Annotated in this window: 18 protein-coding genes, 3 rRNA genes and 1 pseudogene; 13 read left to right on the plus strand and 9 right to left on the minus strand. The window is 68.2% G+C overall.

The genetic code is table 11. The annotated features are described in order from the left end of the window. Nucleotides 1-168: 168 nt before the first annotated feature. Together CP984_RS16755 and CP984_RS16760 are read right to left on the minus strand one after the other, a co-directional pair. Nucleotides 169-1,173, minus strand: coding sequence for a bifunctional lytic transglycosylase/C40 family peptidase (locus CP984_RS16755; RefSeq protein ID WP_003985776.1), 1,005 nt, complete (start codon nt 1,171-1,173; stop codon nt 169-171). A 93-nt stretch (nt 1,174-1,266) separates the two neighbouring features. Continuing rightward, nucleotides 1,267-1,698: an ATP-binding protein gene (locus CP984_RS16760; RefSeq protein ID WP_003985775.1), complete on the minus strand. Its 432-nt coding sequence runs from the start codon at nt 1,696-1,698 to the stop codon at nt 1,267-1,269. A gap of 192 nt (nt 1,699-1,890) precedes the next feature. Here CP984_RS16760 and CP984_RS16765 point away from each other — a divergent pair, with 192 nt between their 5' ends. From CP984_RS16765 to CP984_RS16810, 10 genes are all read left to right on the plus strand, one after another. Continuing rightward, a complete protein-coding gene (locus CP984_RS16765; protein WP_003985774.1) occupies nt 1,891-2,772 on the plus strand; it encodes a helix-turn-helix domain-containing protein in 882 nt (293 codons plus the stop codon). A gap of 9 nt (nt 2,773-2,781) precedes the next feature. Next, nucleotides 2,782-2,982 carry a DUF397 domain-containing protein gene (locus tag CP984_RS16770; RefSeq protein ID WP_003985773.1) on the plus strand — a complete coding sequence of 67 codons (201 nt, stop codon included), beginning with the start codon at nt 2,782-2,784 and terminating at the stop codon, nt 2,980-2,982. A gap of 43 nt (nt 2,983-3,025) precedes the next feature. Continuing rightward, nucleotides 3,026-3,223: a DUF397 domain-containing protein gene (locus CP984_RS16775; RefSeq protein WP_003985771.1), complete on the plus strand. Its 198-nt coding sequence runs from the start codon at nt 3,026-3,028 to the stop codon at nt 3,221-3,223. A 35-nt stretch (nt 3,224-3,258) separates the two neighbouring features. Continuing rightward, nucleotides 3,259-3,486, plus strand: coding sequence for a DUF397 domain-containing protein (locus CP984_RS16780; RefSeq protein ID WP_003985770.1), 228 nt, complete (start codon nt 3,259-3,261; stop codon nt 3,484-3,486). Nucleotides 3,487-3,702: 216 nt separating this feature from the next. After that, on the plus strand, nt 3,703-4,011 hold the full coding sequence (locus CP984_RS16785; protein WP_003985768.1) for a hypothetical protein: 309 nt from the start codon (nt 3,703-3,705) through the stop codon (nt 4,009-4,011). A gap of 591 nt (nt 4,012-4,602) precedes the next feature. Further along, the gene (locus CP984_RS16790; protein ID WP_003985767.1) at nt 4,603-5,448 is read left to right on the plus strand and encodes a hypothetical protein; all 846 of its coding nucleotides are present in this window, start codon (nt 4,603-4,605) and stop codon (nt 5,446-5,448) included. Then, complete coding sequence (locus CP984_RS16795; protein WP_030180102.1) at nt 5,438-6,832, plus strand: hypothetical protein; 1,395 nt, start codon at nt 5,438-5,440, stop codon at nt 6,830-6,832. Before CP984_RS16790 ends, CP984_RS16795 begins: the two co-directional genes overlap by 11 nt. Next, complete coding sequence (locus tag CP984_RS16800; protein WP_003985765.1) at nt 6,829-8,391, plus strand: SCO6880 family protein; 1,563 nt, start codon at nt 6,829-6,831, stop codon at nt 8,389-8,391. Before CP984_RS16795 ends, CP984_RS16800 begins: the two co-directional genes overlap by 4 nt. A gap of 28 nt (nt 8,392-8,419) precedes the next feature. Further along, nucleotides 8,420-9,844, plus strand: coding sequence for an ATP-binding protein (locus CP984_RS16805; RefSeq protein ID WP_030180105.1), 1,425 nt, complete (start codon nt 8,420-8,422; stop codon nt 9,842-9,844). 32 nt (nt 9,845-9,876) lie between these two features. Next, on the plus strand, nt 9,877-11,451 hold the full coding sequence (locus CP984_RS16810; protein ID WP_003985763.1) for a type IV secretory system conjugative DNA transfer family protein: 1,575 nt from the start codon (nt 9,877-9,879) through the stop codon (nt 11,449-11,451). Between the two features lie 62 nt (nt 11,452-11,513). Here CP984_RS16810 and CP984_RS16815 read toward each other — a convergent pair whose 3' ends face one another. From CP984_RS16815 to CP984_RS16830, 4 genes are all read right to left on the minus strand, one after another. Beyond that, nucleotides 11,514-12,056, minus strand: a complete 543-nt coding sequence (locus CP984_RS16815) for a GNAT family N-acetyltransferase (RefSeq protein ID WP_003985762.1) — start codon at nt 12,054-12,056, stop codon at nt 11,514-11,516. Between the two features lie 111 nt (nt 12,057-12,167). Then, nucleotides 12,168-12,284, minus strand: a 5S ribosomal RNA gene (rrf, locus tag CP984_RS16820). 74 nt (nt 12,285-12,358) lie between these two features. Next, nucleotides 12,359-15,483: ribosomal RNA gene (locus tag CP984_RS16825) — 23S ribosomal RNA — on the minus strand. A 303-nt stretch (nt 15,484-15,786) separates the two neighbouring features. Then, a 16S ribosomal RNA gene (locus CP984_RS16830) occupies nt 15,787-17,313 on the minus strand. The 16S, 23S and 5S rRNA genes sit together here, the layout of an rRNA operon. Nucleotides 17,314-18,267: 954 nt before the next feature. Between CP984_RS16830 and trpS the strand changes: the two genes are divergently transcribed. Next, nucleotides 18,268-19,290, plus strand: coding sequence for a tryptophan--tRNA ligase (gene trpS, locus CP984_RS16840; RefSeq protein WP_003986482.1), 1,023 nt, complete (start codon nt 18,268-18,270; stop codon nt 19,288-19,290). 95 nt (nt 19,291-19,385) lie between these two features. Here trpS and proC read toward each other — a convergent pair whose 3' ends face one another. From proC to CP984_RS16855, 3 genes and pseudogenes are all read right to left on the minus strand, one after another. Continuing rightward, on the minus strand, nt 19,386-20,195 hold the full coding sequence (gene proC, locus CP984_RS16845) for a pyrroline-5-carboxylate reductase (protein ID WP_003986483.1): 810 nt from the start codon (nt 20,193-20,195) through the stop codon (nt 19,386-19,388). Nucleotides 20,196-20,577: 382 nt separating this feature from the next. Continuing rightward, nucleotides 20,578-21,336 carry an ABC transporter permease gene (locus CP984_RS16850; protein ID WP_003986484.1) on the minus strand — a complete coding sequence of 253 codons (759 nt, stop codon included), beginning with the start codon at nt 21,334-21,336 and terminating at the stop codon, nt 20,578-20,580. Between the two features lie 305 nt (nt 21,337-21,641). Then, nucleotides 21,642-22,436, minus strand: a pseudogene (locus CP984_RS16855) (ABC transporter ATP-binding protein); the annotation flags it as partial. Between the two features lie 211 nt (nt 22,437-22,647). On the opposite strand from CP984_RS16855, the gene CP984_RS16860 reads away from it, so the two are divergent. Together CP984_RS16860 and CP984_RS16865 are read left to right on the plus strand one after the other, a co-directional pair. Then, the gene (locus CP984_RS16860) at nt 22,648-23,028 is read left to right on the plus strand and encodes a hypothetical protein (protein WP_003986487.1); all 381 of its coding nucleotides are present in this window, start codon (nt 22,648-22,650) and stop codon (nt 23,026-23,028) included. A 169-nt stretch (nt 23,029-23,197) separates the two neighbouring features. Continuing rightward, a complete protein-coding gene (locus tag CP984_RS16865; RefSeq protein ID WP_078575498.1) occupies nt 23,198-24,739 on the plus strand; it encodes a SulP family inorganic anion transporter in 1,542 nt (513 codons plus the stop codon). Nucleotides 24,740-24,747: the final 8 nt, after the last annotated feature.

The raw sequence follows: 24,747 nt of genomic DNA on the forward strand, positions 1-24,747 counted from the left end.
GAGTGCTGCCAACCCCCGTGGTCGTCGGGCGTGGCCTCATTCCCACGGCCCCGCCATGTCTCCACGCCTAGGAAACGCGATGCGCATCCGAGCCGTTCCACCTTCTACCGGATGATCACCAGGACGTTACCGAAGAGAGACTGATGTCCGCAGTTCAGGGCCCCATGTTCACGCAGCGTTCGCGCTGGGCAGCGCTTTCGCGCCGTCCGCGGTGACCCGGGTCGCCCCGATGTAGTCCGGCTTGTCGATCTTGTCGAACCGGATCACCGCGCCGGTGTACGGCGCGTTGATCATGTACCCGCCGCCCACGTAGATCCCCACGTGGTGGATGGAGCGCGGATCGTTCAGGTTGTGCGCGAAGAACACCAGGTCCCCCGGCAGCAGCTCGTCCCGCTTCGGATGCGGCCCGGCGTTCCACTGGTCGTTGGCGACGCGCGGCAGCTCGATCCCCACCGAGTGGTACGCCGCCTTCGTCAGCCCCGAACAGTCGAAACGCCCGTTCTGCTCCGGTGTGCCGTTGCCGCCCCACAGGTACGGCTTGCCCAGCTGCTCCTGGGCGAAGTAGATCGCGGAGGCCGCCTGCCGGGACGGCGCGACCCGCCCCACCGGCGCCTCGAAGCTCTTCGCGAGGGTCGTGATGATCCGTACGTAGTTCTGCGTCTCGCTGATCGCCGGCACCCCGCCCGCCCGGATGACGCGGTACGCGCCCGCGTTGTACGCCGCGAGCATGTTGTGCGCCGGGTCGCCGGGCACGTCCTTCACGTACTTCGCCAGCTCGCAGTCGTACGACGCCGCCGAAGGGATCGCGTCCGCCGGGTCCCACACGTCCCGCCGGCCGTCCCCGTTCCCGTCTATGCCGTGCGTCTGCCACGTGCCGGGGATGAACTGGGCGATGCCCTGCGCCGCCGCCGGGCTCTGGGCGCGGGGGTTCCAGCCGCTCTCCTGGTAGAGCTGCGCGGCGAGCAGCGCCGGGTTGATGGCGGGGCAGAGGTTGCCCCACTTCTGCACCAACGGCTGGTACGCGGCCGGTACGGCCCCCTTCGCCAGCCCCACGGCCCGGCCCGCACCGCCCGCCAGTCCCGCGGCGGCCGCGTACACGCCCACCACGAGCAGCGCGAGGAAGCAGAGCACCAGTCCGACCCCGAGCCCACCCGCCACCCAGAATTTGCGCACCCCACAACCCTCCCCCAAACGGGCGGGTTTCACCGCCGTTTTCGGCATGTACCTCGCCACACGGTGGCCGTACCGGCCCGCTCGCCCGCGCCTTCAGCGCCCCAGCTCGAACCAGACCGACTTCCCGCGCCCCGGCCCGTGACGGCACACGCCCCACTCGTCGGCACAGGTACCGACCAGGTACAGCCCCCGGCCGCCCACCGCGTCACCCACGGGCCATCGCGGGACCGGCAGCCCCGGCGCCCCGTCGTGCACCAGCACCCGCAGCGTGGCCGGCGCGGGCCACTCCCCGTACAGCGTCACCGGCTCGGAACAGCCACCGCTGCGGCAGGCGTTGACCGCATTCGTCACCACCTCGGACGTCAGCAGCACCGCGGTGTCCGCCAGCTCCCCCCGCCCGGCGGCCCGCACCGCCGTACCGACCGCGTCCCTGGCCGTACGCACCCACCCCGGATCCGGCGGAAAGACGAGCGAGAAGTCACACAGCGTGTGCGGATGGTGAGCGGCCTCGGTGGTGGGACACATGGTGTGGCCTCCTCGGGTCACGGGCCGGGGGTGCGGGGCGCACGAGGGCCTGCCCGATGAAGCTAGGGACGAAGTTGAGGTAGTTGCAACCGAGTCCCCTGAATCCCCCTCGGACGAGTGGCAGACCGGCCCAAACCTGTTTCTCTGCCGCGGAATCGCGCCACACTGCGGCCGGACACCGAGGAGGAACCCATGGCTCCCAGAACCCAGCCCACCGAGCGCCAGCGTCGCCTCGGCGCCGAGCTGCGCAAACTGCGCCTGGCCGCGGGCCTCTCCGGCGACCAGGCCGCCGCCGTGATCGACGCCGACCGCCAGCGCGTCAGCCACATCGAGAGCGGTCGCGTCGACGTCCCCCGCAACGGCCTCTACAACCTCCTGCGCTCCTACGGCTGCGCGGAGGGGCCGCTGTTCGAGGGGCTGATGGCGATGGCGCAGCATCGGGGGAAGGGGTGGTGGGACGAGTACCGCGACGTGATGGGGCGTCCGGCCCTCGACCTCGCCGAACTGGAATCCCGCGCCACGTACATCCGCAACCACGAACCACTCGTGATCCCCGGAGTGCTGCAGACCGCCGACTACGCGCGGTCGGTGTGCGAGACGTTCGACGAGCCCGACGCGGAGCTCGACCGGTACGTCCAGTTCCGGATGGACCGCCAGCGCATCCTGGAACGGCAGCCCGGAACTCCGTACCACGCGGTCATCCAGGAAGGGGCGCTGCGCACCCGCGTCGGCAGCCCGGAGATCATGCGCCGGCAACTGCGCCGCCTCATCGAGATCGCCCGGCTCCCTCACGTGACGTTGCAGGTGTTCCCCTTCGAGGCCGGGCCCTACTCAGGAGTGAGCCGCTCTTTCAGCATCTACGGCGGGCCCACGCCCGCGCTCGACACCGTCCGCCTCGAACAGGCGGTGACTTCCACGATCCTGCGCGACGAAGAAGACACGCATCGCTACCGCAAGCTCTTCGCAAAGCTGTCCGAACTCGCACTGCCGCAAGTTGACCCGGAGGCAAAGCCTGAGTCTCATGACGGTCGGGACTCACTGACCCTCATCCAGCACCTGATGTACGCCTCCTAGGAGAACGCGATGCCCCGGCTCACCTGGCAGAAGTCCTCGTACAGCGGCAGCGGCCAGGACGACTGCATAGAGGTGACGCCCCACCCCGGCGGCCCCATCCTCTACCGTGAGGGCGACCACCCCGCCACAGTCGGGCGGGCCACCGCCCCCAGCTGGGCCGCGTTCCTCCGCGCCGTCAAGTCCAACGGCTGCGCCCTCAAACGCGACTGACCCTGCCCCACCACCACATGCATGCCACCCCCAAGGAACCGCCATGCAGGCCACCTGGCAGAAGTCGTCGTACAGCACACACGCCCAGGACGACTGCATAGAGGTAACGCCCCACCCCGGCGGCCCCATCCTCTACCGTGAGGGCGACCACCCCGCCACAGTCGGGCGGGCCACCGCCCCCAGCTGGGCCGCGTTCCTCCGGGCCGTCAAGGCCGACCGCTGCGCGGCCGGCTTCCGCTGACCGGCCCTCAGCCCGCTTGCATCCCCTACGAAGGAATGGCCATGCCGCCCACCCCGCCCATCCCCGCCGACCTCAACTGGCAGAAGGCCACGGACGACGAGAGTGCGCCCGAGTACATCGAGGTCGCCTTCGGGGACGATGACCATGTCTACCTGCGGACGAACATCGAGCCGGACAACGTCGTGGTGACGACGCGTACCAAGTGGGACGCGTTCGTTCTCGGGGTGAAGGCCGGCGAGTTCGACCACTTCGTAGGGCTTTAGTGGCAATTGCCTGGGGTGGCCGGGCGTGATACACACGGTCACACTGATGGGCCCTGGAGCGCCGCGCGTCCCCGTATGCACGGAATCCCCACGGGATCCGTCAAAGAAAGCCGTCAAGTCGACATGCGATGGCGGTTTTGTCAGCGAAGATAGAGGCTGGCCCGCACCGTGTGGCGCGGGTTGCGCAACTACGCATTAGGGGCGGTGAGTTCATACATGTACTTGGCGGCCGAAAAGGGCGACATCACCACCATCATTGGCGGAATCGCCCCGAACTGGGGTCCGTTCGGGACGCTGGGCAACGAGGCGCGCGTGATGATCGAAGTGGTCATGGCAGTAGCGATTCTCCTCTGCCTGGGCATCGCGATCTGGGGCGCCGCCAAACAGCGCATCGGCGCCACCGCGCTGCGCGACACGTTCAGCGCCGAGCAGGGCAAGGGCCTCATCGTCGCGGGCCTGACCGGCGTCTTCATCATCGGCTCGCTGGGGACGCTGTTCACGATCGTGTACGGGATGGCGGTGTAGCCGCCGTACCGCCGGGGCCGCCGAAGAGCGGTACGGCCCGCCGCGGCCGCCGGACTGCGGGACGCCGGAGCGCGGCACCCGCAGTCACCCGGGCCGGCACCCCGTCCCGCGCCACCCCACCGCCCCCGCACACCGCGCACCGGCCGCCCCGCGCCCCCGCCAACGCTCCCGGTCCCGCACCGCGCCGTCCCGCACCTCTCCGTACGCCCCTCCGCACCCCGTGAGCCCGGCTCTCCCTCACCTCCGATCCCACCGGCCCCACTCACCGCCGAGAGCACATGCCGATGCCCGCCCGCACCGCCCCGCCCGGTTCCGCTTTGCGCCATCGCGGCGGGCAACGGGCCGATTGGGCCGCGTTCCGGACGGGGACACAAGGGCTTGGCGGGGACGGTGCGGCGGGCGCGGTACACGAGGCGGTCGCAAAAGCCGCAAGGTCCCCCATACGCCTCTACCGCCCAGCATCTGAGGTTCCGTCACGGTGAGATGTACTCGTACCACTACGCCCGAGCCGCCGCCCGCGCGGCTACGGTCATACACGGGTGGCGAAACGACGGCAGTGACGGCTATGTCGGTTGAGGGGGCACAGGCGCGATGAGTCTCAGCGATGGCGGTGGGTACGGCGGCGAGCCCGGCGGCCCGGACACGGGCGGCCAGACCCGTACCAGACTCCCGGACGGCGGCGGCGACACGTACGGCTCCGGGCGCCGCCCCCGTACCGGCTTCTCCAGCCGGAACCTGATCACGGTCGTCGGCGTGGTCGTCCTCCTGATCGCGGCCATCGCGTTCGCGAACCGGGGCGGCGACGGGAAGGGGTCCTCCGACGGCACCGCGAAGGACGCCGAGGCCCAGTCGACCGCCCCCACCGGCACCAAGCCGGTCGAAGGCAAGAACGGCGGCATCGCGACGGGCTTCGCGAAGACGGAGCAGGGGGCGCAGTCGGCGGCGGCGAATTATGCGGTGGCGCTCAACAGTGACGGCATGTACACGAAGGACCGGCGCCACGAGATAGTCACGACGGTGTACGCGCCATCCGTGGTGGCGGCCCGTGAGAGCGATCTCGACAAGGCGTACGGCGATCCGGGGTTCCTCGGCCGGATCGGGCTGAAGCCCGATGGCCGGGCGCCGGAGGGCTCGATGTTCGTCTCCCGCGCCAACCCGGTCGGCACCAAGGTCGAGAAGTTCTCGGGTGCCACGGCCAAGGTCTCGGTCTGGTACTCGGCCCTCTTCGGCATCGCCGGAGCAGCCTCCAAGAACCCGGTCGCGGAGGGCTGGTACACGAACACCTTCGACCTGCAGTGGATCGACGGCGACTGGAAGATCACCGGCTTCACGCAGAAGGACGGACCGGCTCCGGTCGGCCGGGACCAGGCCGCGTCGTCGGCCGAGGAGATGTCCAAGGCTGTGCAAGGCTTCGGAGGGTTCACGTATGCCCGCTAACCATCGCCGTCGTGCCCTCTCCCTCACCGCACTGGTGACGGGTGTGCAGACTGCCGTCCTCGTCGCGGCGTCCCACGCCTTCGCGGCGCCCACTCCCACTCCCACCCCCACGGGCAGCGCGCCTGCGAGTCCCTCGGCGAGCCCTTCCCCGAGCGACGATCCCTGTGACCTCATCCGCGGCATGGCCAAGGAGTACTGCCAGAACGGCGACAAGTCCGGCGCCACCGCCCCCAAATCCCCCGGCGGCCTCACCGACAACAACCCCCTCGACCCCCTCAGCTCCCTCGCCAAGGGCTGTGCGAACGCCGCCGCGTGGATTGTCGACAAGTTGTCCGACGCCGTGAAAGCGACCTCGCAGGTCGACTTCACCAACGCCGCGTTCCTGAAGCAGTACGCCGTCGTCTTCGCCGCCTCGACCGTGCTGACGCTCGTGCTGTGGCTGCTCGCCGTCGCCAAGCGGGCCGTGCGCGGCGTGCGGCTGACCGAGGCGATCAGCGAGGCGATCGGGTTTCTGTGGCTGACCGTGCTGGCGTCGGCGTTCACGCCGTTGATCCTCTATACGGTCGTGTCGGCCACCGACGGCATCACCGAGATCATCGCCAAGGGCACCGGCGCGCAGACCGACACGTTCTTCGGCGCGTTCGCCGCGGCCCTGAAGAAGGACACCGACATCGGCGGCGGCCCGATCATGCTGATCGTGGTCTCGCTGGTCTCCGTGCTCGCGGCCGGTGTGCTGTGGCTGGAGCTGGTGATCCGCGCCGCCCTGCTGTACGTGGGCGCGCTGCTCGGCACGGTCGTCTACGCGGGCCTGGTCGACAAGAACATGTGGGGCCATGTGCGCCGCTGGGCGGGCATCATGATCGCCGTGATCATGGTGAAACCGGTCATCGTGATCGTGCTGGGCATCGCCGGCGCGCTCTCCTCCGGCGACGGCCCGAACTCCTTCTCCGCCGTGGTCTCCGGCCTGGCGATCATCCTGCTGGCCATCTTCGCCAGCGCCGTGATCTACCGCTTCGTCCCCGGCTTCGGCGACGAGATGGTCTCGGCCCGTACGAACAAGAAGCAGGCCACCGAGGGGTCACAGGCCGCCGCGGTGATCTCCTCGCCCGCCGCGCTGGTGTCCCAGGGCATCAAGACACACAGTTCCCGCAGGTCCGGCGGTGGCGGCGGCCCGGAGCAGAGTGGCGGCCAGGCCCGGCCCGCGGACGCGGTGTCCGGCGGTGTGGCCGCCCACAGCAGCCGTAACAGCGGCTCCTCCGGGGGCGGCGGCCGCGTCCCGGCCCCCTCCGCCCCCGCGTCCCGTACGCATCCCTCCCCCGGTTCGAGCTCCGGCTCGCCCGGCAACTCCCGCACCGGCAAGACCTCAGGAGGTGACGGGCGTTGACGACCCAGTCGCACCCGCTCACGCCCCGCCGCACATATCTGATCGGCCGCGCCCGTCCGAACGCGATCGTCGGCAAGAACCGCGAGACCGGCGAGATCGCGCTGATCATCGCGGGCGCGTTCCTCGGCATGCTGTGCGGCCTGCTGGTGCCGGTGCTGTCCCTGCGGATCGCCAGCCTGACCGGTTTCCCGCTGCTGGCGATCGCCGCGGTCTACTTCCCGTACCGCGGCCGTACGTTCTACAAGTGGTTCGAAATCAACCGCAGCTACCGGCGCACGGTCCGCCGGGGCGCCACGTACCGCTCCGGCGCCGCCGAGGCGGGCATCCGCCTGGACGGCCGGGAGGTGGAGATCGGCCCGCCGCCGGGCATCGGCCGCATCAACTGGCTGAGCGCCCCGTTCGGCCCGGACGAGATCGCCGTACTGCTGCACGCCGACCGTCGTACGGTCACCGCCGCCATCGAGATCGAGGGCCCCGGCGTCGGCCTGCGCGACAGCGAGGACCAGGAAGCGCTGGTCGAGCGGTTCGGCACGCTGCTCAAGCACGTCGCCAACGGGGACGGCTTCGTCACCCGCCTGCAGATGCTGGCCCGTACGCTCCCCGCCGACCCCGACGCGCACGCCAAGGACGTCGCCCAGCGCGGAAACCCGGACTCCCCTGACTGGCTCCAGGACTCTTACGACCAGCTCCAGTCCATGGTCTCCACCTCCTCCGAGCAGCACCGCGCCTACCTGGTCGCCTGCATGCACTACACGCGCGAACTGGCCTCCGAGGCTCAGACCATGGCGCGCGCCGCGCAGCTGCACAACGGCGGGCTGGTCCGCAAGAAGCTGGACCGGGACGCGGGCCTCGCCGTCGTCATGGCGCGCGAGCTGACCGACATCTGCGCGCGGCTGGCCGAGGCCGACATCCGCGTACGGCAGCCCCTCGGGCAGAGCAGGCTGTCCTCCCTGGTGCACTCCATGTACGACCCGGACCACCCCATCGACCACATCCAGGCCATGACCAAGCGCAACGCCTGGCCGGCCGAGCTGGACGCGATGGAACCGACGTACCTCCAGGCCAAGACCCGCGAGTCGGCCACCCGCGCACCGTGGTGCCACGCCACCGCCTGGATCAAGGAGTGGCCGCTGACCCCGGTCGGCGTCAACTTCCTGGCACCGTTGCTTGTGCACACTCCCGATGTCATCCGTACGGTGGCGGTCTGCATGGACCTGGAGCCCACCGAGATCGCGATCGAGCGGATGCTGACGGAGAAGACCAACGACGACGCGGAGGCCAGCCGGGCCGCCAAGATGAACCGGGTGGTCGACCCGCGCGACGTGGCCCACCACGGCCGCGTCGACCAGCGCGGCGAGGACCTGGCCTCGGGCGCCGCGGGCGTCAACCTGGTCGGCTACATCACCGTCTCCTCCCGCTCCCCGGAGGCGCTGGCCCGCGACAAGCGCACCATCCGCGCCTCGGCGGGCAAGAGTTACCTCAAACTGGAGTGGTGCGACCGGGAACACCACCGCGCCTTTGTCAACACGCTGCCGTTCGCGACCGGTATCCGCCGCTAAGCCGCTGGGAGGCGCGTACGTCATGGCCATGCTCGATCCGCTCGCGGCACTCACCGAGGCGTTCACCAGCTTCCTGTTCGGGAAGGTGGAGACGACGCGACTGCCGGTACGGACCTCCACCGGCCAGGCCCAGGCGGTCTACCTGCCGACCGCGGCGCCCGGCCTGGGCGACTCCGGCGTGATCATCGGCCGCGAGGTCTACAGCGGCAAGGGCTACATCTACGATCCCTTCCAGCTGTACGGCCAGCAGCTGCCGGCCCCGCACTGGCTCGTCCTCGGCGAGTCCGGCAACGGCAAGTCGGCGCTGGAGAAGACGTACGTCCTGCGCCAGTTGCGCTTCCGCGACCGGCAGGTCGTCGTCCTGGACGCGCAGGGCGAGGACGGGGTCGGCGAGTGGAACCTGATCGCCCAGCAGCTGGGCATCACCCCCATCCGCCTGGACCCGACCGCGGCCCTCAACGGCGGCATCCGCCTGAACCCCCTCGACCCGTCGATCACCACGACCGGCCAGCTGGCCCTGCTCCGTACGATCATCGAGGTCGCCATGGGCCGCGGCCTGGACGAGCGCTCCGGCTTCGCGCTGAAGGTGGCGCACGCGTACGTCAACGAGACGATCACCAACCGCCAGCCGGTGCTGACGGACATCGTCGAGCAGCTGCGCCATCCCGAGGAGGAGTCGGCGGAGGCCATGAACGTCGACATAGACGACGTACGGGCCTGGGGTCTGGACGTGGCGCTGGTGCTCGACCGGCTGGTCGACGGCGATCTGCGCGGCATGTTCGACGGCCCGACCACGGCCGGCATCGACCTGGACGCGCCGCTGATCGTCTTCGACCTGTCGCACATCGACCGCAACTCGATCGCGATGCCGATCCTGATGGCCATCGTCGGCGTGTGGCTGGAGCACACGTGGATCCGGCCCGACCGGAAGAAACGGATCTTCCTCGTCGAGGAAGCCTGGCACATCATCAACTCGCCGTTCGTCGCCCAGCTCTTCCAGCGGCTGCTGAAGTTCGGCCGGCGCCTCGGCCTGTCCTTCGTCGCCGTCGTCCACCACCTCAGCGACGTGGTGGACGGCGCCGCCGCCAAGGAGGCCGCGGCGATCCTGAAAATGGCCTCCACCCGTACGATCTACGCCCAGAAGACGGACGAGGCGCGGGCCACCGGCGGCGTCCTGGGCCTGCCCCGCTGGGCGGTCGAGATCATTCCGACGCTCACCCCCGGCATCGCGGTGTGGGACGTCAACGGCAACGTCCAGGTCGTCAAACACCTGATCACCGAGGCGGAACGGCCGCTGGTCTACACCGACCGGGCGATGACCGAGACCTCGGCGTCGATGACCGAGGAAGCGCTCGCGATCGAGCGGGCGGCGGACGCGGAGGCCGCCCAGCGCGCCGACGCGATCGCGATGCAGCGGCAGTTCCGGGACGAGTCGAGCGAGACGGTGGCGTGACGCGGGGATACGGGAACGGGCGGGGCCAGGGGTTGCGGCAGGAGCAGGGGCCGGGCGGTACGGGCGGCCCGGGTGGCGGCCGGGGTCGGGGCGTTCCCGACTCCCTCCTGATAGGCGTACTGGTCTTCCTCCTGGGCCTCACCGTCCTGGCGTGGACCGCGACGGGCCTGGCCGGGCTCTTCACCCACGGCGCCTGGCCGGACGGCGTGACCTTCACCCGTACGCCGCTGGCCCTGCGCAGCCTGATAGCCGCCCCGCACGATCTCCCGGCCGCCTGGCCCGGCACCCCCGCCGCCCAGCTCTCCGGGTACGGACTGTTCTGGGGCATCCTCATCAGCGAACTGCTGGTGCTGGTGGTGCTGACGGTGTTCGCGCTGGGGACGATCGCCCGCTACCGGGTGGTACGGGCCAATCGGCGGGCCGAGGGCCGGGGGTCGGACGGGGGTGCCGGGGGCACCGAGGATGTCGTACGGGGTGGGGCGGCGCCCGCGGGTGTCCCTGAGGCGGCTGCGGTGGCGCCGGCATCTGCTGCGCCTGTCCCGGTGTCGTCGCCCGCCTTGGAAGCGCCTATGCCCGCCCCGGCGGCCGGGCCCGAGACGCCCTCGGTCGCCCCCAGCGCTCCCGCTCTCGCACCTGACCTCACACCCGCTCCCGTTCCGGCCCCGGCCGGCCCGATCGCCCCGCCCGTGCACTACGGAACCGACCGCCGCCAAGCCATCGCGCTCGCCTCCGAGGCCATCGCCGCGGCCGAGGGGCCCCTCGTCGTGGCCACCACCGACCCCGCGCTGTGGGCCGACACCAAGGACGCCCGCGCCAAGCTGGGCCCGCTGCTGACCTACGATCCCCAGCACCTCCTGGACACCCCGGCCCGGCTGCGCTGGTCCCCGACGTCCGGCTGTGAGGACATCGCCGTCGCCGCCGAGCGCGCGGCCGCGCTGCTCACCCCCGTACGGCCCTCCAGCGTCCTCGACTCGGCGGTGGCCGACTCCGCGACGACCTTGCTGCGCTGCTGGCTGCACGCCGCCGCGGTGGACGGACGGCCTTTCCGCCAGCTGCACCGCTGGGCGCACACCAGCGGCGCCGCGCACGAACCGGTACGTGTTCTGCGTACGAACCGGAAGGCGTCGGCGGGCCAGGCGGGCGAGCTGGAGTCCGTACTGACCGCACATGCGGAACGCCGCGAGATGGCGCAGGAATTGGTCTCCCGCACCCTGGCGTGCCTCTCCTCGATCCACATCCGGGACGCCTGCAATCCGGCGCGATCCGATGCCCTGCTTCTCGAATCTTTCATCGACGAAGGGGGAACGCTTTACGTGGCAGGGGAATCCATCGAGGATCCGCGGACCGCTCCGGGTGCGATGCCGCTGCTCATCGCGCTCCTCTCCCACGTGGTCGAGCGCGGCCGCCGCATGGCCGAACGGTCATCCGCCGGTCGGCTCGACCCACCACTCACCCTCGTGCTGCACGACATCGCGGCGCTCGCGCCGTTCCCGGCGCTGCCCGGCCTCCTCGAAACCGGCCGTGAGCAGGGGCTGTTGACGCTGGCCACCCTGCGCTCCCAGGAACAGGCCCGCGCCCGCTGGCCGCACCACGCCCTGCCGGGCTGACCGGCGCACTTGAGCGGACGGTCCGGCGCAGTCATCGGTCGTTACGCGAACTCCCCGGTCGGCTAGGCGCGTTCCAGCGCCATCTCGTGCTCGATGGCCGTCCCGTCCTTCGGGTCGGCCATCGTCCGGCCGGTCTCCACGAAGCCGAGCGACCGGTAGAGCGCCAGCGCGCGCTCGTTCTCCTCGTGCACCCAGAGCCGTACGCGTTCCACCGCCGGCTCGGAGCGGCTCCACGCCCACTCCACCGCCGCCGCGAACAGCTCGCGCGCCAGCCCGGTGCCGCGGTGTTCCGGCCGTACGTAGACGCCGACGATGTGGGCCCACGGCTCCTCGCCGCCCCGCTCGTCCGCGCCCTCCTTCTCCACGAGTACGACGACCATGCCGCCCCAACCGCCGTCGGGGCCCTCACCGATGAACGTCAGCGGGTCCCGGTCCTCGTCGCTCCGGCCCGCCCGTCGCTGCCATACCTCGTCCGGGTACGCCGCGACCTTCTCGAAGGACTCGTTGAAGGCGATGCGTGCGACCGGATCGGCGAGGGCCGCCAGCCGGAGTTCCCTGAGCCGCTTCCACTCGTCCGCCTTCACCGGCCTGATCAGATACCCCATCGCCCCAGCATCCCAGCACCCCACCCCCCTGACCACACGTCGTCCCTCTTTTCCCACCCCGAACGCAGAAAAGCCCCGCACCATACGGTGCGGGGCTCCCCCACAAAAATTGTTCGGCGGCGTCCTACTCTCCCACAGGGTCCCCCCTGCAGTACCATCGGCGCTGAAAGGCTTAGCTTCCGGGTTCGAAATGTAACCGGGCGTTTCCCTAACGCTATGACCACCGAAACACTATGAAGATGAACTCCAGCCAGCAAGGCGAGTTCGTTACTTCAGAACAAACACAGTGGACGCGAGCAACTGAGGACAAGCCCTCGGCCTATTAGTACCAGTCAACTCCAACCGTTACCGGTCTTCCATATCTGGCCTATCAACCCAGTCGTCTACTGGGAGCCTTACCCCATCAAGTGGGAGGGAGCCCTCATCTCGAAGCAGGCTTCCCGCTTAGATGCTTTCAGCGGTTATCCTTTCCGAACGTAGCCAACCAGCCATGCCCTTGGCAGAACAACTGGCACACCAGAGGTTCGTCCGTCCCGGTCCTCTCGTACTAGGGACAGCCCTTCTCAAGACTCCTACGCGCACAGCGGATAGGGACCGAACTGTCTCACGACGTTCTAAACCCAGCTCGCGTACCGCTTTAATGGGCGAACAGCCCAACCCTTGGGACCGACTCCAGCCCCAGGATGCGACGAGCCGACATCGAGGTGCCAAACCATCCCGTCGATATGGACTCTTGGGGAAGATCAGCCTGTTATCCCCGGGGTACCTTTTATCCGTTGAGCGACGGCGCTTCCACAAGCCACCGCCGGATCACTAGTCCCTACTTTCGTACCTGCTCGACCCGTCAGTCTCACAGTCAAGCTCCCTTGTGCACTTACACTCAACACCTGATTGCCAACCAGGCTGAGGGAACCTTTGGGCGCCTCCGTTACCCTTTAGGAGGCAACCGCCCCAGTTAAACTACCCACCAGACACTGTCCCTGATCCGGATCACGGACCCAGGTTAGACATCCAGCACGACCAGAGTGGTATTTCAACAACGACTCCACCATGACTGGCGTCACGGCTTCACAGTCTCCCACCTATCCTACACAAGCCGAACCAAACACCAATATCAAGCTATAGTAAAGGTCCCGGGGTCTTTCCGTCCTGCTGCGCGAAACGAGCATCTTTACTCGTAGTGCAATTTCACCGGGCCTATGGTTGAGACAGTCGAGAAGTCGTTACGCCATTCGTGCAGGTCGGAACTTACCCGACAAGGAATTTCGCTACCTTAGGATGGTTATAGTTACCACCGCCGTTTACTGGCGCTTAAGTTCTCAGCTTCGCCCCACCGAAATGGAGCTAACCGGTCCCCTTAACGTTCCAGCACCGGGCAGGCGTCAGTCCGTATACATCGCCTTACGGCTTCGCACGGACCTGTGTTTTTAGTAAACAGTCGCTTCTCGCTGGTCTCTGCGGCCACCACCAGCTCAGGGAGCACGTCCCATCACCAGCCGTGGCCCCCCTTCTCCCGAAGTTACGGGGGCATTTTGCCGAGTTCCTTAACCATAGTTCACCCGAACGCCTCGGTATTCTCTACCTGACCACCTGAGTCGGTTTAGGGTACGGGCCGCCATGAAACTCGCTAGAGGCTTTTCTCGACAGCATAGGATCATCCACTTCACCACAATCGGCTCGGCATCAGGTCTCACCCTTATGTGCCATCCGGATTTGCCTGGATGACGGGCTACACCCTTACCCCGGGACAACCACCGCCCGGGCTGGACTACCTTCCTGCGTCACCCCATCACTCACCTACTACCACCTTGGATCAGCGGCTCCACCACTCCCCTACGCTCCGAAGAGCTCAGGGCGGCTTCACGGCCTTAGCATCAGAGGATTCGATGTTTGGCGCTTCAAAGCGGGTACCGGAATATCAACCGGTTGTCCATCGACTACGCCTGTCGGCCTCGCCTTAGGTCCCGACTTACCCTGGGCAGATCAGCTTGACCCAGGAACCCTTAGTCAATCGGCGCACACGTTTCCCACGTGTGTATCGCTACTCATGCCTGCATTCTCACTCGTGAACCGTCCACAACTACCTTCCGGCGCTGCTTCACCCGGCACACGACGCTCCCCTACCCAACCCAGCGGACGTTGGTCCACATGCTGGATTGACATGACTTCGGCGGTGTGCTTGAGCCCCGCTACATTGTCGGCGCGGAATCACTTGACCAGTGAGCTATTACGCACTCTTTCAAGGATGGCTGCTTCTAAGCCAACCTCCTGGTTGTCTCTGCGACTCCACATCCTTTCCCACTTAGCACACGCTTAGGGGCCTTAGTCGATGCTCTGGGCTGTTTCCCTCTCGACCATGGAGCTTATCCCCCACAGTCTCACTGCCGCGCTCTCACTTACCGGCATTCGGAGTTTGGCTAAGGTCAGTAACCCGGTAGGGCCCATCGCCTATCCAGTGCTCTACCTCCGGCAAGAAACACACGACGCTGCACCTAAATGCATTTCGGGGAGAACCAGCTATCACGGAGTTTGATTGGCCTTTCACCCCTAACCACAGGTCATCCCCCAGGTTTTCAACCCTGGTGGGTTCGGTCCTCCACGAAGTCTTACCTCCGCTTCAACCTGCCCATGGCTAGATCACTCCGCTTCGGGTCTTGGGCACGCTACTGGGTCGCCCTCTTCGGACTCGCTTTCGCTACGGCTTCCCCACACGGGTTAACCTCGCAACATACCGCAAACTCGCAGGCTCATTCTTCAAAAGGCACGCAGTCACGACGCAAAGAACAAGTTCTCTGCGCGACGCTCCCACGGCTTGTAGGCACACGGTTTCAGGTACTATTTCACTCCGCTCCCGCGGTACTTTTCACCATTCCCTCACGGTACTATCCGCTATCGGTCACCAGGGAATATTTAGGCTTAACGGGTGGTCCCGCCAGATTCACACGGGATTTCACGGGCCCCGTGCTACTTGGGTGGTTCTCAAGCGAGCCGCTAATGTTTCAGCTACGGGGGTCTTACCCTCTACGCCGGACCTTTCGCATGTCCTTCGCCTACATCAACGGTTTCTGACTCACCGACCGGCCGGCAGACCGATCAAGAGAACTCCCACAACCCCAACCACGCAACCCCTGCCGGGTATCACACGTGACTGGTTTGGCCTCATCCGGTTTCGCTCACCACTACTCCCGGAATCACGGTTGTTTTCTCTTCCTGCGGGTACTGAGATGTTTCACTTCCCCGCGTTCCCTCCACATACCCTATGAGTTCAGGTACGGGTGACAGCCCATGACGACTGCCGGGTTTCCCCATTCGGACACCCCCGGATCAAAGCTCGGTTGACAGCTCCCCGGGGCCTATCGCGGCCTCCCACGTCCTTCATCGGTTCCTGGTGCCAAGGCATCCACCGTGCGCCCTTAAAAACTTGGCCACAGATGCTCGCGTCCACTGTGCAGTTCTCAAGCAACGACCAGCCACCCACCACCCCGCCACACTCGGCGAGTTCACTGGGGCCGGCGTTTGAAGGAACAGGCTCAAGCCCGTGCCCTCAGACACCCAACAGCGTGCCCGACACATCCAGCCAACCGATCACGTTCCACGCCGAAGCAGTACTAGTCATCAATCAACCGAGTGTGCCGAGTAGTCAACGTTCCACCCATGAGCAACCAGCATCAGACGTTCGCTGATGTTCTGGCCTCTGACCAAGCCAGGCTTGGTAAGAAGTGCTCCTTAGAAAGGAGGTGATCCAGCCGCACCTTCCGGTACGGCTACCTTGTTACGACTTCGTCCCAATCGCCAGTCCCACCTTCGACGATTCCCTCCCACAAGGGGTTGGGCCACCGGCTTCGGGTGTTACCGACTTTCGTGACGTGACGGGCGGTGTGTACAAGGCCCGGGAACGTATTCACCGCAGCAATGCTGATCTGCGATTACTAGCGACTCCGACTTCATGGGGTCGAGTTGCAGACCCCAATCCGAACTGAGACCGGCTTTTTGAGATTCGCTCCACCTCGCGGTATCGCAGCTCATTGTACCGGCCATTGTAGCACGTGTGCAGCCCAAGACATAAGGGGCATGATGACTTGACGTCGTCCCCACCTTCCTCCGAGTTGACCCCGGCAGTCTCCTGTGAGTCCCCATCACCCCGAAAGGCATGCTGGCAACACAGAACAAGGGTTGCGCTCGTTGCGGGACTTAACCCAACATCTCACGACACGAGCTGACGACAGCCATGCACCACCTGTACACCGACCACAAGGGGGCCCCTGTCTCCAGAGGTTTCCGGTGTATGTCAAGCCTTGGTAAGGTTCTTCGCGTTGCGTCGAATTAAGCCACATGCTCCGCCGCTTGTGCGGGCCCCCGTCAATTCCTTTGAGTTTTAGCCTTGCGGCCGTACTCCCCAGGCGGGGAACTTAATGCGTTAGCTGCGGCACGGACGACGTGGAATGTCGCCCACACCTAGTTCCCAACGTTTACGGCGTGGACTACCAGGGTATCTAATCCTGTTCGCTCCCCACGCTTTCGCTCCTCAGCGTCAGTATCGGCCCAGAGATCCGCCTTCGCCACCGGTGTTCCTCCTGATATCTGCGCATTTCACCGCTACACCAGGAATTCCGATCTCCCCTACCGAACTCTAGCCTGCCCGTATCGAATGCAGACCCGGGGTTAAGCCCCGGGCTTTCACATCCGACGCGACAAGCCGCCTACGAGCTCTTTACGCCCAATAATTCCGGACAACGCTTGCGCCCTACGTATTACCGCGGCTGCTGGCACGTAGTTAGCCGGCGCTTCTTCTGCAGGTACCGTCACTTGCGCTTCTTCCCTGCTGAAAGAGGTTTACAACCCGAAGGCCGTCATCCCTCACGCGGCGTCGCTGCATCAGGCTTGCGCCCATTGTGCAATATTCCCCACTGCTGCCTCCCGTAGGAGTCTGGGCCGTGTCTCAGTCCCAGTGTGGCCGGTCGCCCTCTCAGGCCGGCTACCCGTCGTCGCCTTGGTAGGCCATTACCCCACCAACAAGCTGATAGGCCGCGGGCTCATCCTGCACCGCCGGAGCTTTCCACACACAGACCATGCGGTCGTGTGTCATATCCGGTATTAGACCCCGTTTCCAGGGCTTGTCCCAGAGTGCAGGGCAGATTGCCCACGTGTTACTCACCCGTTCGCCACTAATCCACCCCGAAGGGCTTCATCGTTCGACTTGCATGTGTTAAGCACGCCGCCAGCGTTCGTCCTGAGCCAGGATCAAACTCTCCGTGAATGTTTACCCGTAATCGGGTCAACACACACGAGAGCGGAACGGCGGGCGGAATAAGCCCGACCGTTCACAGCGTCCTCGCTGTGTGTGCCACCCGCACCATCACGGTGCCGGTGGGCTTTTCAAAGGAACCTCATCCTCCGGCGTGATGCCGGTGGACGGGGTATCAACATATCTGGCGTTGACTTTTGGCACGCTGTTGAGTTCTCAAGGAACGGACGCTTCCTTCGGTCCCGTTTCACCGGGCCCTCCGGGCGCTTCCCTTCGGTCTTGCGTTTCCGACTCTATCAGATCCTCGCGGTCCTGATTTCCGCCGGTGCGTTTCGGCCTTTCGGCTTCTACGCGGTTCCAACCTTACCAGATCCGTTCGGCGTTTCCGCTTTCCGTTTCCGGCTCCCCGTTGGAGCGGGGTGACCGTCCGGCTTTCGCTTTCCGGCCTTTCCGACTCTATCAGATCCGTTTTCCGTTCCGGGCTTCCGGTGAAGGAAGCTGGTCGGTTCGAATTTGAATCCGATTCCCCTTCGGAGGGGGTTTGTTCGCGCCTTCCGGCGTGCTCACTACTTTAGCGGCTTTCCCCGCCCGACTCATAATCGAGTCGGTGGTCCGGAATTCCGGCATGCAGAAATCCGTCCCGTTCGGGAGTCGTGCTGGTAGTGAGTGTGCCGCCGGTGCGGCGTGAGGGGTCGTCACGGTGCCTGTTGGCCCCGTGGCAACTCGGAGAACACTACACGAGGCCCTGGGGGGGCTTCAAACCCGCGTCCGAGGGCGGTCGGAAGCGTACGGTGGCCCGTATGACAACGCGTGCGCTCGCACAGCAGTGGTGGCCCGCCTGACGGCGGCCGCCCCCAGCGCATGCAGACGACGGCCGCCGCCCCCGGCGGCCGTTTCGCGTATCTCCTCGCAGTCGGCCGGTGGTGGGCGCGGCGGTCCCGGGACCGGCAGGACGGGAGACGGAAAATGACGCGGCGAGAGCGGCGGGAGAAGACGCGGATCTTCTGCGGAGTGCGACCGACCGGGCATCTGACCTTGGGGAACTACCTGGGCGCCTTGCGCCGCTGGGCGGACGAGGACCAGCACCGTGCGGAGGCCCTGTTCTGCGTCGTGGATCTGCACGCGCTGACCGTGGACCACGATCCGGCGCGCGTGCGCAGACTCAGCCGGCAGGCCGTCACGCTGTTGTTGGCGGTGGGGCTCGATCCACGGCGGTGCACCTTGTTCGTACAGAGTCACGTCGCCGAGCACACTCGGCTGGCGTATCTGATGGAGTGCACGGCCGACGACGACGAGATGCGGCGCATGGCCCGGTACAGGGAGAAGGCCGCGAGCGAGCGGGCGCGGGGCGGCAGCGTACGGCTGTCGTTGCTGACGTATCCGGCGCTGATGGCGGCCGACATCCTCGCGTACGGGACCGACGAGGTACCGGTGGATGGGGACCAGGCGCAGCAGCTGGAGCTGACGCGGGAACTGGCGATCCGCTTCAACCGGCGGTACGGGCACACGTTCGTGGTGCCGAAGGTGACACGTCCGGCCGTGGCCGTGCGGGTGATGGATCTCCAAGATCCGGTGTCGGCGATGGGGACGTCACATGCCCGCGGGGCGGGGGTCGTCTATCTGCTCGACGAGGCGGAGGCCGTGCGCGAGAAGGTCATGGGCGCGGTGACGGATGCCGGGGCGGACATCGTGTACGACCGGGCCGGGCGGCCCGGGGCGGCGAACCTGCTGGACGTACTGGCGGCGTGCGGCGGGGGCGATCCCGAGAAGCTGGCGGGTGAGTACGACTCGTACGGCGCGCTCAAGAAGGACACGGCCGAGGCGGTGGTGGAGCTGCTGCGGCCGGTGCGGGAGCGGCACGCGGAGCTGGTGGCGGACCCGGGGTACGTGGACTCCGTCCTGCGGGATGGGGCCGAGCGGGCGCGGGGGATGGCGCGGCCGCGGGTGGATGCGGCGTATCGGGGGGTGGGGTTGCTGCCGGTGGGGTGAGCCCGGGGCCCGGTGGGGTACGGGTCGGCCTTGTACCGGCCTTGTGCGTACTACGTGCGTAGTGGGCGCAAGGCCGGTTCCCGGGCGCGGACTGGTCAGCCGTTGCCGCCGGCGAGTTCGCGGCTGCGGTCGCGGGCCGCTTCCAGGGCGGCGATCAGGGCGGCCCGTACACCGTGGTTCTCCAGCTCGCGGATGGCGTTGATGGTGGTGCCGGCGGGCGAGGTGACGTTCTCGCGCAGGGTCACCGGGTGCTCGCCGCTGTCCCGGAGCATGGTCGCGGCGCCGATCGCCGCCTGCACGATCAGGTCATGGGCCTTGTCGCGCGGCAGGCCCAGCAGGATGCCGGCGTCGGTCATCGCCTCGACCAGGAAGTAGAAGTACGCCGGGCCGGAGCCGGAAAGGGCGGTGGCGGCGTCCTGCTGGGACTCCGGGACCCGCAGCGTCTTGCCGACGGTGGCGAAGATGCCCTCGGCGCGGGTGAGGTGCGCGGCGGTGGCGTGGGTGCCCGCGGAGATGACGGACATGGCCTCGTCCACGAGGGCGGGGGTGTTCGTCATGACACGTACGACCGGGGTGGCCGCGGGCAGCCGCTCCTCGAAGAAGGCCGTCGGGATGCCGGCGGCGCCGCTGATCACGAGGCGGTCGGCGGGGATGTGCGGGGCCAGCTCGGTGAGGAGCGCGCCCATGTCCTGCGGCTTGACCGTCAGGATGAGGGTGTCGGCGGACTTGGCGGCCTCGGCGTTGGTCACCGGGGTGACGCCGTAGCGGGTACGGAGCTGGTCGGCGCGTTCGGGGCGGCGGGCGGTGACCATGAGGTCGGTGGGGGCCCAGCCGCCTCGGATCATGCCGCTGAGGAGGGCTTCGCCGATTTTTCCGGTGCCGAGTACGGCGACCTTCTGGGTCATGTTGCGGTTCACCTCGCCGGTGGGGCTTCGGGGGTCTGGTGGCCGCCCGGGCGGCCGGCCGTTGTTGCTGCCCGGTCATCGTCGCATCGTGGGGGTTCGGCGGGTGGGGGCGTTCACGTTGTGGGCAGGGTCGGGTGCGGTGAGGTGGGTGGGTGAGGTTGGGCTTGGACGCCGTGATCGCCCGGCGGGCTCGTCCTCAATCGCCGGACGGGCTTGAAGTGGTTGGGGTGGGGCCTGTAACTGCGGCTTGATTTGAGCCGGGACGAGCCCGGAATCGCGGCCGAAATTGAACAGTACGGGCCCGGAATCGCGGCAGGAATCCACCGTGGTTATCGGCCCTCCCCAGCCAACGCCGGGAGGTGCCCCGCACGGGTCGGGCCCCTCACTCCGTGCGCCGCCGCAGCGTGGTCGTGCTCAGAGCCAGGATTCCGAGGGTGCAGGCGGTGACGATGGTGATGTCGTGGAGGAAAGCGGTGGTGAGGGTGGGGTGGGTGAGGAGTTCGGTCATGCCGTCTACCGCGTAGGACATCGGCAGGACATTTGAGAACGCTCTGAGGACCGGCTGCATCGTGTCGCGTGGGGTGAACAGGCCGCACAAGAGGAGCTGCGGCATCAGGATGGCGGGCATGAATTGGACGGCCTGGAATTCGGAGGAGGCGAAGGCCGAGACGAAAAGGCCGAGGGCGGTGCCCAGGAGGGCGTCGAGGACGGCGACCAGGAGGAGCAGCCAGAGGGAGCCGCTGATGTCCAGGTCCAGCAGCCATACGGACAGGGCGGTGGCGAGCGCGGACTGGACGATGGCGAGGGCGCCGAAGGCCAGGGCGTAGCCGCCGAGCAGGTCGGCCTTGCCGAGGGGCATGGCGAGGAGGCGTTCGAGGGTGCCCGAGGTGCGTTCGCGGAGGGTGGCGATGGAGGTCACCAGGAACATCGTGATCATCGGGAAGACGCCGAGCAGCGAGGCGCCGACGCTGTCGAACGTCCGGGGGCGCGCGTCGAAGACGTAGCGCAGCAGGGCGATCATCACGCAGGGGACGATCAGCATCAGGGCGATGGTGCGCGGGTCGTGGCGCAGCTGGCGCAGCACGCGGGCGGCGGTGGCCAGGGTTCGGGCCGCGGAGAAGGGCGGCGCTGCGGTGGTCATGCGGGGCGCTCCTCGGAGGGGCGTGGGGGCTGGTCCTGGGGGTGGCCAGTAGCAGGTGCGGACACCTCGGGCCGACCGGTAGAGGGGCGTGAAGGCTGGCCCTGGGAGTAGCCAGTGGCGGGAGTGACCGCCTCGGCCCGGCCGGTAGAGGGGCGTGGGGGCTGGTCCTGGGGATGGCCGGTAGCGGGAGCGACCGCCTCGGCCCGACCAGAAGCGGAACCAACCACCTCGCCCCGGCCACTGGCGGAACCGGCCACCTCGGCCCGGCCGCTAACGGAACCCCCCACCCCGGCATGCCTGCCCTCGCGCTCCGCCACCGTTGCCGCGTCCACCAGGTGCAGAAAGGCTTCCTCCACCGTGTCCGTACCGGTACGGGATCGCAGCGCCTCGGGGGTGTCCTCGGCGAGGATGCGGCCCTCGCGCATGAGGAGGAGCCGGTCGCAGCGTTCGGCCTCGTCCATGACGTGGGAGGAGACCAGGAGCGTGGCGCCGCGTTCGGTGGCGAGGCGGTGGAAGAGCTGCCACAGGTCGCGGCGGAGCACCGGGTCGAGGCCGACGGTGGGTTCGTCGAGGACGAGGAGTTCCGGTGTGCCGAGGAGGGCGACGGCGAGGGAGACGCGGCTGCGCTGGCCGCCGGAGAGGTGGCCGGCCAGGGCGTCGGTGTGCCGGGTGAGGGCGACGTCCTCGATGGCGCGGCGTACCTGTTCCCGGCGGGTGGCGCGGGCGGCCCGTCCCGGGTGCAGGACGGCGGCGAAGTAGTCGAGGTTCTGGCGGACGGTGAGGTCGTCGTAGACGGACGGGGCCTGGGTGACGTAGCCGATGCGGGGGCGCAGGCGGGCGTGGCCCGCGGGGCGGCCGAGTACGTCGAGGGTGCCGCCGACCTTGGCCTGGGTGCCGACGACGGCGCGCATCAGGGTGGATTTGCCGCAGCCGGAGGGGCCGAGGAGGCCGGTGATCCGGCCGTGCGGGACATCGAAGGTGAGGTCGTCCAGGACGGTGCGGTGGCCGCGTACGACGGTGAGGGCGCGGGCCCGGACGGCGGCGGGGGCGGTCGGGGCGGCGGTGCCCGTACCGGCCGGGGCGCGACCGTAATTCATCATGTGTTGAATATTGCGCGGACGGCCCGGGACGTCAAGGTGTCCGCGCGGCGGCGCACTCCGGCGGGTGCCGTAGCGATCGGAATTGACTGTTCCGTTTCGCTGACTCAGCGTTTACATGACGGTTACACGGCGACTCGCGCAAAGTCATGTACCGCTGGACAGAATGAAGTTGACCGCCCAACCATCCGCACCGGAAGAGGGGGCTGACGCCATGCGCCGCGTGCTGCTGTTCCTCGTGGCAGCGCTGCTGGCGTTCCCGGTCGGTGGCGAGAAGGCGTACGGGCGGGCGGCCGAGAGCCGCGGCACGGTCGCGGCCGCGCCCGGGACCGGCGTACGGACCGCCGTCGCCCCGTACGCGTACGAGGACGGCCCGGCGGACCCGACGGCCGAGCACTGCCCGACCGGCCGCGCCACCCGCTCCGCGACCGGCATACCGGGCTCCCGTACCGGCGACCCGACCAGGTGCACGGGCGACCCGACGGTCCCGCCCACCGAGAGGCCGTCACCGGCCGGCCCGGTCGGCGGCACCCGCGCCATACCCCTGACGAGGTCGGGACAACTGCCCGTCAGTCACCGCGTCTTCCGCTGCTGAGCGGCGCCCGCCCGCCGCCGGACACCGGCGGCACGCCAGGCGCTCCACGGGCCGTCCCCCGCCCGCGCGCAGCACCGAGTGCACGGAGCCACCCGGACATCCGTCCCTCTCCCCCGCACGGCGCACCTTCGCGCCGTGCGGTCCACCGCAACGCGCTGGAGGCAGCCGCATGCGAAAAATCATGGCCATACGCCCCGATTTCACCGCTTCCCTCGTCGTCTTCCTGGTCGCCGTGCCCCTGTGCGTCGGCGTGGCCGTCGCCTCCGGCGTCCCGGCCGAACTCGGGCTCGTCACCGGCATCGTCGGCGGGCTGCTCACCGGATTCCTGCCGGGCAGCAGCCTTCAGGTGAGCGGTCCGGCGGCCGGGCTGACCGTCCTCGTGTACGAGGCGGTGCGGGAGTTCGGGCTGAGCGCGCTGGGCGTGCTGGTGCTGGCGGCCGGGGTGTTGCAGCTCGTCATGGGGGCGCTGCGGCTGGGGCGGTGGTTCCGCGCGATCTCCATGGCCGTCGTGCAGGGCATGCTCGCGGGCATCGGCCTGGTCCTGATCCTCGGTCAGCTGTACGCGCTCACCGACGCCAAACCGCCCGGCGGCGGCCTCGGCAACCTCGGCGGCCTGCCGGAGCTGGCGGCCGACACGATCTGGTCGGACCAGGCGCTGACCGCGGCGGCGATCGGCGTGGGCACCATCGCCGTATTGGCGCTGTGGCCGCGCTGGCAGCGGGCGGCCCGGGTCCTGCCCGCGCCGCTCGCGGCCGTGGTCCTGGCCACCGTCGCCGTCGCCGTGCTGCGGCTGCCGGTGGCGCGGGTGGAGGTCGAGGGGCTGCTGTCCGCCGTACAGCCGCCGGGCGGCGCGGACTTCGCCCGGCTGGCGGAGGCCGGCGCGGTCGGCACCGTGCTGGCCTTCGCGCTGATCGCGTCCGCCGAGTCGCTGTTCAGCGCGGCGGCCGTGGACCGGCTGCACGACGGGCCCCGTACGGACTACGACAAGGAGCTGATGGCGCAGGGGGTGGGCAACGCGGCGTGCGGGCTGCTCGGCGCGCTGCCGATGACCGCGGTGATCGTGCGCAGCTCCGCGAACGTACGGGCGGGGGCGCGGACAAAGGCGTCGCGGGTGCTGCACGGCGTGTGGCTGCTGCTGTTCGCGGCGGCGTTCCCGGCCGCGCTGGGCGTCGTGCCGCTGGCGGCGCTGGCGGGGGTGCTCGTGCACGCGGGCTGGAAGCTCGTCCCCGTACGGGATCTCCTGCCGCTGTGGCGGGAGCACCGGGGCGAAGCGGTGGTGCTCGCGGGGACGGCGGTGGCGATCGTGGTGACCAACCTGTTCGAGGGGGTCGTCATCGGGCTGCTGATGGCAGTCGCGAAGTCCGCCTGGGAGACCTCGCACGCGCACCTGGAGGTGTCGGGGCTGGAGGACCGCGGGCCCGGGGCGGGGCCCATTCTCGTACGCGCCCTGGGGAACGCCACGTTCCTGCGGCTGCCGAGGCTGCTGGACCAGCTGGAGGCGCTGCCGCGCGAGCGCACCGTCGTACTGGACCTCTCCGGGCTGCGTCACCTGGACCGCGCCTGCGCGGCGGCGCTCGGCAGCTGGGCGGAGCGGCGGCGGCCGGGGGACGGGCCGGAACCGGTTGACGCCGGCGCCGGCGCCGGTCCCGTTCCTGATGCCGGGCCCGGCACCGGCGTCGGTACCGGTGCCGGCTCCACCATCCGGACATAACTGTGCAT

This window comes from Streptomyces rimosus, from assembly GCF_008704655.1.
Lineage (GTDB): Bacteria > Actinomycetota > Actinomycetes > Streptomycetales > Streptomycetaceae > Streptomyces > Streptomyces rimosus.

Excerpts from the sequence above, each read along its gene's own strand:
- CP984_RS16770 (WP_003985773.1), top strand. The coding sequence starts at position 2,782 with ATGCCCCGGCTCACCTGGCAGAAGTCCTCGTACAGCGGCAGCGGCCAG.
- CP984_RS16765 (WP_003985774.1), top strand. The coding sequence starts at position 1,891 with ATGGCTCCCAGAACCCAGCCCACCGAGCGCCAGCGTCGCCTCGGCGCC.
- proC (WP_003986483.1), bottom strand. The coding sequence starts at position 20,195 with ATGACCCAGAAGGTCGCCGTACTCGGCACCGGAAAAATCGGCGAAGCC.
- CP984_RS16790 (WP_003985767.1), top strand. The coding sequence starts at position 4,603 with ATGAGTCTCAGCGATGGCGGTGGGTACGGCGGCGAGCCCGGCGGCCCG.
- CP984_RS16780 (WP_003985770.1), top strand. The coding sequence starts at position 3,259 with ATGGCCATGCCGCCCACCCCGCCCATCCCCGCCGACCTCAACTGGCAG.
- CP984_RS16815 (WP_003985762.1), bottom strand. The coding sequence starts at position 12,056 with ATGGGGTATCTGATCAGGCCGGTGAAGGCGGACGAGTGGAAGCGGCTC.
- CP984_RS16860 (WP_003986487.1), top strand. The coding sequence starts at position 22,648 with ATGCGCCGCGTGCTGCTGTTCCTCGTGGCAGCGCTGCTGGCGTTCCCG.
- CP984_RS16795 (WP_030180102.1), top strand. The coding sequence starts at position 5,438 with ATGCCCGCTAACCATCGCCGTCGTGCCCTCTCCCTCACCGCACTGGTG.
- CP984_RS16865 (WP_078575498.1), top strand. The coding sequence starts at position 23,198 with ATGCGAAAAATCATGGCCATACGCCCCGATTTCACCGCTTCCCTCGTC.
- CP984_RS16760 (WP_003985775.1), bottom strand. The coding sequence starts at position 1,698 with ATGTGTCCCACCACCGAGGCCGCTCACCATCCGCACACGCTGTGTGAC.
- CP984_RS16805 (WP_030180105.1), top strand. The coding sequence starts at position 8,420 with ATGCTCGATCCGCTCGCGGCACTCACCGAGGCGTTCACCAGCTTCCTG.
- CP984_RS16785 (WP_003985768.1), top strand. The coding sequence starts at position 3,703 with ATGTACTTGGCGGCCGAAAAGGGCGACATCACCACCATCATTGGCGGA.
- CP984_RS16775 (WP_003985771.1), top strand. The coding sequence starts at position 3,026 with ATGCAGGCCACCTGGCAGAAGTCGTCGTACAGCACACACGCCCAGGAC.
- trpS (WP_003986482.1), top strand. The coding sequence starts at position 18,268 with ATGACGCGGCGAGAGCGGCGGGAGAAGACGCGGATCTTCTGCGGAGTG.
- CP984_RS16850 (WP_003986484.1), bottom strand. The coding sequence starts at position 21,336 with ATGACCACCGCAGCGCCGCCCTTCTCCGCGGCCCGAACCCTGGCCACC.